At 74.9% G+C, this 10,081-nt stretch carries 8 protein-coding genes and 1 pseudogene; 7 read left to right on the plus strand and 2 right to left on the minus strand.

Annotated features, from left to right (window positions below):
- On the minus strand, positions 1-703 hold a 703-nt coding region (locus tag AB0F10_RS41210; protein ID WP_360638722.1), incomplete at its 3' end, for an FAD-dependent oxidoreductase.
- 39 nt (positions 704-742) lie between these two features.
- Between AB0F10_RS41210 and AB0F10_RS41215 the strand changes: the two genes are divergently transcribed.
- A complete protein-coding gene (locus AB0F10_RS41215) occupies positions 743-2,359 on the plus strand; it encodes a family 10 glycosylhydrolase (RefSeq protein ID WP_360638701.1) in 1,617 nt (538 codons plus the stop codon).
- On the opposite strand, the gene AB0F10_RS41220 is transcribed toward AB0F10_RS41215, so the two are convergent.
- Positions 2,349-3,983 carry an ABC-F family ATP-binding cassette domain-containing protein gene (locus tag AB0F10_RS41220; protein WP_360638704.1) on the minus strand — a complete coding sequence of 545 codons (1,635 nt, stop codon included), beginning with the start codon at positions 3,981-3,983 and terminating at the stop codon, positions 2,349-2,351. The genes AB0F10_RS41215 and AB0F10_RS41220 overlap by 11 nt on opposite strands.
- A gap of 235 nt (positions 3,984-4,218) precedes the next feature.
- On the opposite strand from AB0F10_RS41220, the gene AB0F10_RS41225 reads away from it, so the two are divergent.
- The 6 genes and pseudogenes from AB0F10_RS41225 to AB0F10_RS41250 form a co-directional block, all read left to right on the plus strand.
- Positions 4,219-5,643 carry a sigma 54-interacting transcriptional regulator gene (locus AB0F10_RS41225; RefSeq protein ID WP_360638707.1) on the plus strand — a complete coding sequence of 475 codons (1,425 nt, stop codon included), beginning with the start codon at positions 4,219-4,221 and terminating at the stop codon, positions 5,641-5,643.
- A 2-nt stretch (positions 5,644-5,645) separates the two neighbouring features.
- Positions 5,646-7,610: a hypothetical protein gene (locus tag AB0F10_RS41230; RefSeq protein WP_360638710.1), complete on the plus strand. Its 1,965-nt coding sequence runs from the start codon at positions 5,646-5,648 to the stop codon at positions 7,608-7,610.
- 228 nt (positions 7,611-7,838) lie between these two features.
- On the plus strand, positions 7,839-8,477 hold the full coding sequence (locus AB0F10_RS41235; RefSeq protein ID WP_360638713.1) for a CDP-alcohol phosphatidyltransferase family protein: 639 nt from the start codon (positions 7,839-7,841) through the stop codon (positions 8,475-8,477).
- Positions 8,474-9,355: a DUF881 domain-containing protein gene (locus AB0F10_RS41240; RefSeq protein ID WP_360638716.1), complete on the plus strand. Its 882-nt coding sequence runs from the start codon at positions 8,474-8,476 to the stop codon at positions 9,353-9,355. Before AB0F10_RS41235 ends, AB0F10_RS41240 begins: the two co-directional genes overlap by 4 nt.
- Complete coding sequence (locus AB0F10_RS41245; protein WP_360638719.1) at positions 9,355-9,687, plus strand: small basic family protein; 333 nt, start codon at positions 9,355-9,357, stop codon at positions 9,685-9,687. The genes AB0F10_RS41240 and AB0F10_RS41245 overlap by 1 nt, the downstream gene beginning before the upstream one ends.
- A gap of 8 nt (positions 9,688-9,695) precedes the next feature.
- A pseudogene (locus AB0F10_RS41250) lies at positions 9,696-10,081 on the plus strand (hypothetical protein); the annotation flags it as partial.

Genomic DNA, 10,081 nt, shown 5'->3' on the forward strand with positions numbered 1-10,081 from the left:
GGTCGTTCACCGCCGCGGCCAGCTCGCCGGCGGCCGCGCCCGGGTCGGACAGCCGCGGCCGGGCGAACCCGGCCGTCGAGTGCGCGACCAGCACCGGGGCGCGGTCGCCGCGGCGGTCGCCGTCGTCGCAGACGGTGGCCAGCACCGGATGGTCGTTCACGAACGCGCCGTGGAAGTCGGGCCAGGACCGCCTCGGGTACGCGCAGACGGCCGTGAGCACCGGCTCCCACACCTGCGCCCGGGCGGCGTCGGCGATCGTGGCCGGCGGGCCGAGCCGCAGCGCCTGCGGCCCGGGCATGGCCAGCACGACGGCGTCGGCGTCGCCCGGGACCGCCTCCACGGGGTGGCCGAGGGCGACGTCGAGCCCGCGGGCCAGGTCCTCGGCCAGCGAGCGCAGCCCGCCGGGCGCCGCCCAGCGCATCGGCCCGGCGGCCGGCCCGCCGGTGCCGGGGTACACCGCGAGGGTGTCCGTCCACGGCCGGGCCAGCCCGCGGGCCCGCCACCGCTCGGCCAGGGCCGCGAAGCCCGGGTCGTCGGCGACGAAGTACGCGGCGCCGACGTCGGCGTACCGGCCGCCGAGGCGGTCGCTGGCCAGCCGCCCGCCGACCACCCGGTCGCGCTCGTGCACCCGGACCCGCACGCCCGCCGCCGACAGCTCGCGGGCGCAGGCCAGCCCCGCCAGTCCCGCGCCCACCACGACCACGTTCACTGCCTGAGCCTATGGCCGGGCACACTGGGTGCCATGCGCCGTCCCGGAGTCCGACCCGTACTGATCGTCGCCGCCGTGTTGTTCGGCGTCGCCGTCCTCGGCGCCGGGCTGCTGCGGGCCGCCCTGTACGACCCGCCCGGCACCAGCCCCGTCGCCGGACCGGCCGGGCCCGGCGGTGGCAGCGTCGGCAGGTGCGGGACCGTGCCGGTCAAGGCGACGCGGGAGCTGCGCGGCATGTGGCTCACCACGGTGATGAACATCGACTGGCCGAGCCGGCCCGGCCTGAGCAAGGAGCGGGTGCAGGCCGAGTACCTCAGGTGGCTGGACCTGGCCGTGTCGATGCGGCACAACGCGATCTTCGTGCACGTGCGGCCCAGCGGCGACGCGTTCTGGGATTCGAAGTACGCGCCCTGGTCCGAGTGGCTCACCGGCCGCCGCGACGGCAGGTCGCCCGGCTGGGACCCGATGGAGTTCATGGTCGCCGAGGCGCACGCCCGCAACCTCGAGTTCCACGCCTGGTTCAACCCGTACCGGGGCACCCAGCCCGCGCCGTCGGGGCCCGGCGCCGACTTCGCCAAGCTCGCGCCCGGCCATCCGCTGCTCAAGCACCGGGACTGGGCCATCTCGTACCCCGAGGGCGCGCGGGCCCGGCTCTACTTCGACCCGGGCATCCCGGCCGCCCGGCGCTTCGTCGAGGACGCGATGCTCGAGGCCGTGCAGAGGTACGACGTGGACGGGGTGCACTTCGACGACTTCTTCTACCCGTACCCGGAGGGCGGTGGGCACGAGTTCAACGACGACAGGAGTTTTGCCAGGCGCGCCGACAAGTCGCAGAGCCGCGGCGACTGGCGCCGGGCGAACGTCGACACCCTCGTACGGGAGATGAGCGAGCGGATCAAGCAGCTCAAGCCGTGGGTGAAGTTCGGCATCAGCCCGTTCGGCATCTGGCGCAACGCCGAGACCGACCGGACCGGTTCGGACACGCACGGCCTGCAGAGCTACGACGCCATCTACGCCGACACCCGCACCTGGGTACGCGAGGGCTGGCTCGACTACGTCGTGCCGCAGCTGTACTGGGCGATCGGCTTCGACCGGGCCGACTACGCCAAGGTGCTGCCGTGGTGGTCCAGGCTGGTCGAGGGCACGCAGGTGCAGCTGTACGTCGGCCAGGGCGACTACCGGGTCGGCGAGAAGGGCCCGTGGAGCCGGCCCGACCAGCTCGACCGCCAGCTCACCCTCAACGACCGCTACGCCGTGCAGGGCAGCGTGCACTTCAGCGCCAAGCAGATCCGCCAGGACAAGCTCGGCGCGGTCAGCCGCTACCGCGACCACCACTATGCCGCGCCGGCGCTGCTGCCGGTGATGGCGCGGCTGCCCGCCCGGCCGCCGGCCGCGCCCCGGGTCGTCGCCGCCCGCACCTCCGGCGGCAAGGTCGAGCTGGACTGGCAGCCGGGCCCGGGCGCGGAGCCGGTGAGCTGGGCGCTCTACCGGGTCGACGGCGCCGCCGCGAACCTGGTCGCGACCGGCCGCGTGGGCAGCAAGGTGGTCGACCCGTCGCCGCCCGCCGCCGGCGCCTCCTACTGCCTCAGCGCTCTGGACCGGTCCGGCAACGAGGGCCCGGTCAGCGCGCCGCGGGACCTCAGCCCGTGACCTTGCCGCCGGCCACCTCGAGGTGCCGGGTGGTCCGCACCGCCTCGAGCATCCGCCGGTCGTGGGTGACCAGCAGCAGGGTGCCGGCGTAGTTCGCCATCGCCGCCTCGAGCTGCTCGATGGCGACCAGGTCGAGGTGGTTCGTCGGCTCGTCGAGCACCAGCAGGTTGACGCCGCGGGCCTGCAGCAGGGCCAGCGCGGCCCGGGTCCGCTCGCCCGGCGACAGGGTGTCGGCGGGGCGCAGCACGTGCGCCGCCCGCAGCCCGAACTTGGCCAGCAGCGTTCGCACGTCGGCGTCGGAGACGTCGGGCACCGCGGCGCCGAACGCGGCCATCAGCGGCTCCTCGCCCAGGAACAGCCCGCGCGCCTGGTCGACCTCGCCGACGACCACGCCGGGGCCGAGGACGGCCGAGCCCGCGTCGAGCGGCAGCCGGCCGAGCAGGGCCGCCAGCAGCGTGGACTTGCCGGAGCCGTTCGCGCCGGTGATCGCCACCCGGTCCGCCCAGTCGATCTGCAGCGTCACCGGGCCGAGCGTGAACGATCCCCGGCGTACCGTGGCGTCGCGCAGGGTGGCCACGACGGCGCCGGCGCGGGGCGCGGCGGCGATCTCCATCCGCAGTTCCCACTCCTTGCGGGGCTCCTCGACGACGTCCAGCCGCTCGATCATCCGCTGGGTCTGGCGCGCCTTGGCGGCCTGCTTCTCCGTCGACTCGGCCCGCACGTTGCGGCCGATCTTGTCGTTGTCCTTGGCCTTGCGGCGGGCGTTGCGCACGCCGTGCTCCATCCACCCGCGCTGCATCTGCGCCCGCTCCAGCAGCGCGCCCTTGCGGTCGGCGTACTCCTCGAAGTCCTCGCGGGCGTGCCGGCGGGCCCGCTCGCGCTCCTCGAGGTAGGCGGCGTAGCCGCCGCCGTAGAGCCGGACCTGCTGCTGGGCCAGGTCGAGCTCGAGCACCGCGGTGACCGTCCGGGTGAGGAACTCGCGGTCGTGGCTGACCAGCACGGTGCCCGCGCGCAGGCGTGCGGTGAACTCCTCCAGCCGGCGCAGGCCGTCCAGGTCGAGGTCGTTGGTCGGCTCGTCGAGCAGGAAGATGTCGTAGCGGCTGAGCAGCAGCGACGCCATCCCGGCGCGGGCCGCCTGGCCGCCGGAGAGCGCCGTCATCGGATGGTCGAGGGCCACCGCGAGGCCGAGCTCGGCGGCGACCTGCTCGGCGCGCTCCTCGAGGTCGGCGCCGCCCAGGTCCAGCCAGCGCTCCAGCGCCGCGCCGTAGGTCTCGTCCGAGCCCGGCACGTCCCCGGCCAGGGCCTCGGCGGCGCGGTCCATCGCGTCCTGTGCCGGGCCGACGCCGGTGCGCCGGGCCAGGAAGTCCCGCACGGTCTCGCCCGGGCGCCGGTCCCGCTCCTGCGGCAGGTAGCCGACGTTGGCGGTGGGCGGGCTCAGCGTCACCGCGCCGGCCTCGACCGGCAGCAGACCCGCGAGCGTACGCAGCAGCGTCGTCTTGCCCGCGCCGTTGACGCCGACCAGTCCGATCACGTCCCCGGGCGCGACCACCAGGTCGAGCGAGCTGAAAAGGGTGCGTTCGCCGTGTCCCGCGGCAAGGTCCCGGACGATCATCGTGGCGCTCATCGGTACCCGACTCTAGTAGGCGGCCCTTTCCGGGCCTCGGCGCCGCCGTGCCGCTCACCCGTACGCCCCGCTCGCTGGGGGTCAGGGTGACCGTGAGCCGGCCGGGCCGCCCCAGGTCGTCGCCCTGCGCCAGGTGCGGAAACGCTCGCCGCGTGTCGGCCCGGGACAGGGCCGATTCGCCGGCGCCGGACGCGGCCCACGTCACTTGTCACAGGGCGGGGGTAGCGTTTCCGGGGTGACCGAAGCTCCCACACAGCTCGTACCCACACCACCCACCGATCTTCCGCGCACCCTCGGCGTGCTCCGCGCCGGCGGCCACGAGTTCCGCACCGTCAAACAGGAGCTGCGCGACAACCTGCTCGACCGGCTGCGCCGGGGCGCGCCGCGCTTCCCCGGCATCGTCGGCTACGACGACACCGTGCTGCCCGAGGTCGAGCGCGCCCTGCTGGCCGGCCACGACATGGTCCTGCTCGGCGAGCGGGGGCAGGGCAAGACCCGGCTCATCCGCGGCCTCGTCGACCTGCTCGACGAGTGGACGCCCTACATCACCGGCTCCGAGCTGCGCGAACACCCGTACCATCCGCTCACCCCGGCGTCGCGGCGCCTCGCCGCCGAGGCCGGCGACCTGCTGCCGATCTCCTGGCTGCACCGCTCCGAGCGTTACGGCGAGAAGCTCGCCACCCCGGACACCAGCGTCGGCGACCTGATCGGCGACGTCGATCCGATCAAGGTGGCCGAGGGCCGGGCCCTCGGCGACCCGGACACCATCCACTTCGGCCTGGTGCCGCGCACCAACCGGGGCATCTTCGCCGTCAACGAGCTGCCCGACCTGGCCGAGCGCATCCAGGTGTCGCTGCTCAACGTGCTGGAGGAGCGCGACATCCAGGTCCGCGGCTACCAGCTGCGGCTGCCGCTCGACCTGCTGCTGGTCGCGTCCGCCAACCCGGAGGACTACACCAACCGGGGCCGGATCATCTCCCCGCTCAAGGACCGCTTCGGCGCCGAGATCCGCACCCACTACCCGCTCGAGGTCGAGCTGGAGACGGCGCTGATCCGGCAGGAGGCGGACCTCGCGGCGGCGGTGCCGGACCACCTCATCGACGTCATCGCCCGGCACGCCCGCGCGGTCCGCGAGTCGCCGGCCGTCGACGCCCGCTCCGGGGTCTCCGCCCGGTTCGCCATCGCGGCGGCCGAGACCGTGGCCGCGTCCGCGCTGCGCCGGGCCGGGCTCAGGAACGAGCGCGAGGCCGTCGCCCGGATCTGCGACACGATCTCGGTGACCAGCACCCTGCGCGGCAAGGTCGAGTTCGAGAGCGGCGAGGAGGGCCGCGAGACCGAGATCCTCGGCCACCTGCTGCGCCTGGCCACCGCCGAGACCTTCCGGGCCCGGCTGGGCGGGCTCGACCTGTCCGGCTTCACCGACCTGGTCGCCGGCGACGCCGTCATCGAGACCGGCGAGCTGGTCTCGGCGCAGGAGCTGCTCGGCCAGATCGGCACCGTGCCCGGGCTCGCCAAGGTCCTCGACCGGCTCGGCCTCGGCGACGCGCCGAGCCCCGGCCAGGCCGCGTCCGGCGTCGAGTTCGTCCTGGAGGGGCTGCACCTCACCCGCCGGCTGGCCAAGGAGCTGACCGACGACGGCCACATCCGCTACGGGAACTGACCGTGACCGGCAATCGGTTCCGCTACGGTGCCTGGCGCGACGGGCCCGACCCGCTCGCGCCGCCCTACGACGTGCGCGCGGCGGTCGACGAGGTCGGCGAGCGGGTGCTCGCCGGCGACAGCCTCCGCGACGCCCTGCGTGATCTGTTGCGCCGCGGCCCGCACGACGGCCGCGGCCTCGACGACCTCGCGGCCCGGGCCCGGCGGCTGCGCCGCGAGACCCTGCGCCGCGGCAACCTCGACGGCGCGGTCACCCGGGCCCGGCAGCTGCTGGACCAGGCCGTCGCGGCCGAACGCGACGCGTTGCGCGGCCGCGACGACGACGATGCCCGCTTCAACGAGGCGGTGCTGGACAACCTGCCCGGCTCCACCGCGCAGGCGGTGCGGGAGCTGTCCGACTACGACTGGGTCAGCGACGAGGCCCGCGCCACCTACCAGCAGATCCTCGACGGGCTGCGCCGGGAGGTGGTCGAGCAGCGCTTCGCGGGCATGCGCGACGCGCTGCGGGGCCGCGACCCGGCCACCGACGCCCGGGTCGCCGAGATGGTCGGCGACCTCAACGACCTGCTCGGCCGGCATGCCCGGGGCGAGGACACCGCCGACGCGTTCCAGCGGTTCATGGACAAGCACGGCGAATTCTTCCCGGACAACCCGCACACCGTCGACGAGCTGATCGACTCCCTGGCCCGGCGCGCCGCGGCCGCCGAGCGGCTGATGCGCTCGCTGAGCCCGCGGCAGCGCGAGGAGCTGTCGCGGCTCATGGACGAGGCGCTGGGCGACGGCCCGCTGCGAGGCGGGCTCGCCGAGCTGACCGACAACCTGCGGGCGCTGCGTCCCGAGCTGGACTGGAACCGCGGCGAGCGCATGCGCGGCGGCGAGGATCTCGGCTACGGCGACGCCGCCGCGGCGCTCGGCGAGCTGGGCGAGCTCGACGACCTGATCGGGCAGCTCGGCCAGGAGCATCCCGGCGCGACCCTGGACGACGTCGACGTCGAGGCGGTGGGGCGTCAGCTCGGCCGCGCCGCCGCGGACGACGTGCGCCGGCTGCGCGAGCTCGAACGCGAGCTGCGCCGGCAGGGCTGGGTCACCCGCGACGCCGGCGGCCTCACGCTGTCGCCCAAGGCGCTGCGCCGGCTCGGCCGCACGGCACTCGCCCGGGTCTTCGAGGACCTGTCCGGCCGCAAGGGCGGCGAGCACGACCTGCGGGACGCGGGCGCGGCCGGCGACCTGATCGGGTCGTCGCGGCGCTGGCGGTTCGGCGACGAGCAGCCCCTCGACGTGGTGCGCACCATCGGCAACGCGGTGCGCCGCCGCGCCGGCACGGCGGGCGTCGGGACGCTGCCGGTCCGCCTCGAGCCGGAGGACTTCGAGGTCGCCGAGACCGAACGCCGGGCCTCGGCGGTGGTGGCGCTCTGCGTCGACCTGTCCTACTCGATGTTCGCCGACGGCCGCTGGGGCCCGATGAAGCAGACGGCCCTGGCACTGTCGCACCTGGTGGCGACGCGGTTCCCGCAGGACTCGCTGCAGATCGTCGGCTTCGGCCGCTACGCGATGAGCCTGTCGCAGGGCGAGCTCGCGGCGATCGAGCCGGACATGGTGCAGGGCACCAACCTGCAGCACGCGCTGAAGCTGGCCGGGCGGCACCTGCGCCGGCATCCGGGCGCGGAGCCGGTCGTGCTGGTGGTCACCGACGGCGAGCCGACCGCGCACCTGGAGGACGACGGCCAGGCCTTTTTCAGCTGGCCGACGCTGCCGGAGACGGTGCGGCTCACGGTCCACGAGGTCGACCTGCTCACCCGCTACGGCGCGACGCTCAACGTCTTCATGCTGGGGGAGGACCCGGGCCTGCGCCGCTTTGTCGACGCGGTCGCCCAGCGCAGCGGCGGGCGGGTCTTCAGCCCGGACATCTCGGAGCTCGGCCGCTACGTGGTCGACGACTACGTGCGCAGCCGCCGCGGCAGACGCTGACCGGCGGTGCCCGGCACCTTCATCCTAGGATGCTCTAGGCATGGTGTGCGAGGCGACAGCGGTCGCGCCGGGCGGCCGGGGTCGATCGGCGCGGGGACTGGCCTGGTTATAGTGGCTCCGCGAGCGACCGGCCCGGGTGCGCCCGGCAGAGCGGCATGGGCCGGCGGCGGGGCCGCGTAAGTGACGTCCACGGGTGGGGACCCGAGGCCGGCAGGGGGGAGAGGCGCGATGTCGCAGCAGCCTGCGCACGTGACACCCGTACCGGCCGCGCCGATCGGCGCCTCCGACCGGATCTGGACGATTCCCAACGTCATCAGCTTCGTCCGGCTGCTCGGCGTGCCGCTCTTCCTCTACCTGCTGCTCGGCCCGCAGCACGACGTCGCCGCCGTCATCGTGCTCACCCTGGGCGGGACGACGGACTGGGTCGACGGCTACGTGGCGCGCCGGATGAACTCGGTCAGCCGCCTCGGCGAGGTGCTCGACCCGTTCGCCGACCGGCTCTACATCCTCGCCACCCTGATCGGCTTCACCGTGCGCGGCGTGGTGCCGCTGTGGCTGACCGTCGCCCTGCTGCTGCGCGAGGCGGTGCTCGGCGTCGCCCTGCTGGTGCTGCGCCGCCACGGGTACGGCCCGCCGCCCGTGCACTACCTGGGCAAGACCGGCACGTTCGTGCTGCTCGGTGCGTTCCCGGTGCTGCTGCTCGCCGAGGCCGTGCCGTCGACGGCGGTGGTCGCCCTGCCGATCGGCTGGGCCCTGGCCTGGTGGGCGCTCGGCCTCTACTGGGCGGCGGCGGTGCTCTACCTGGCGCAGGCCCGGGCGATGCTGCGCGCCGACCGGGCCGCCCGGGCCGGGACCGTCGCCGGATGACCTCGCCCGACGCCGGTGACGGGCAGCGCCGGTTCGCGCCCGACTTCCTGACCGAGTTGTTCCAGAATCCGCTCGACCCCGGCTACGCCGACGCCGCCGCCCGCAAGGCCCGCGGCGAGGGCGTGACCGGCACCCCGAAGAGGGTGATCAGCGGCATCAGCGCCCTGACCCTGGTCGCGCTCGGCTTCCTGCTGGTGGTCGCCTACCAGCAGACGATGGCCGCCGCGCCGGCCCGCACCCAGGCCCGCGACACCCTGATCGAGCAGGTGCAGAGCCGCCGGGCCGGCACCTCCGAGCTGCAGGACCGCGCCGACGGGCTCCGCGCGGAGGTCGCCGACCTGCGCGAGAAGCAACTGGGCGGCGCGGCCGTGGCCCGGCTGCGGGACCTGGAGGCGGAGACCGGGCTCGCGCCGGTGCGCGGACCGGGCGCCAAGGTCGTCGTCGGCGACGGTCCGACACCCGTCGACCCGCTGACCGGCGAGCGCAAGAGCGAGGCCCGGGTGCGCGACACCGACCTGCAGACCGCCGCCAACGCGCTCTGGGCGGCGGGCGCCGAGGCGATCGCGGTCAACGGCCAGCGGCTCACCGCCACCTCGACCATCCGGCAGGCCGGCGAGGCGATCCTTGTCGACTTCCGGCCGGTCACCACCCCCTACCAGGTGGTCGCCATCGGCCCGGAGTCGCTCGCCGACGATTTCCGCGACGGCGCGGCGGGCCGCTTCTTCCGGGCGCTGAGCACCCGCTACGGCATGACCTACGAGGTCGCCGGCGCCAAGAACCTCGCCCTCGACGCCGCAACCGAGCCGAACCTGCGCCAGGCCGTGCCGTACGCCGGCGCGTCGACGTCCCCGTCCAGCAAAGCGTCGAAAGGCGGCTGATGATCGCCGTACTCGCCCTGATCGCCGGAGTGGCGCTCGGGATCGTCTTCCACCCGACGGTGCCTCCGGCACTGCAGCCCTACCTGCCCATCGCGGTCGTGGCCGCGCTGGACGCGGTCTTCGGCGGCGTGCGCGCGAAGCTCGACGGGATCTTCGACGACAAGCAGTTCGTCGTCTCGTTCATCTCGAACGTGCTGGTCGCCGGCATCATCGTCTACCTGGGTGACCAGCTGGGCGTCGGCGGCCAGCTCTCCATCGGCGTCGTGGTGGTGCTCGGCGTCCGGATCTTCGGCAACGTGGCCGCGATCCGCCGGCACCTGTTCCGGGCGTAGGGCCGCCGATGACCGACGACGAGAAGACCGGCGGGATGCCGGCGGCGCACGGAGACCCCGTGGCGCCCCCGGCCGCCGATCGCGCCCCGCGGGCCGAGCCGGACCCCGGCACCGAGCCCGCGCCGGGCGAGCAGGACTCGCACGCCGACACGCCGCCCCCGGCCGCCTCCCCGGCCACGCCCTCGCCGCGCCCGGCCGATCCTGCACAGGCCGCGCCCGCGGATCTTCCGCAGGCCGCGCCCGCGGATCTTCCGCAGGCCGCGCCCGCGGATCTTCCGCAGGCCGCGCCCGCGGATCTTCCGCAGGCCGGGTCCGCAGATCCTTCGCAGGCCGGGTCCGCAGATCCTTCGCAGGCCGGGCCTGCCGGCGTTTCGCAGGCCGGGGACGAGCCGAC

The sequence above is a fragment of the Actinoplanes sp. NPDC026623 genome, from assembly GCF_040638275.1.
In the GTDB taxonomy this organism is placed as follows: domain Bacteria; phylum Actinomycetota; class Actinomycetes; order Mycobacteriales; family Micromonosporaceae; genus Actinoplanes.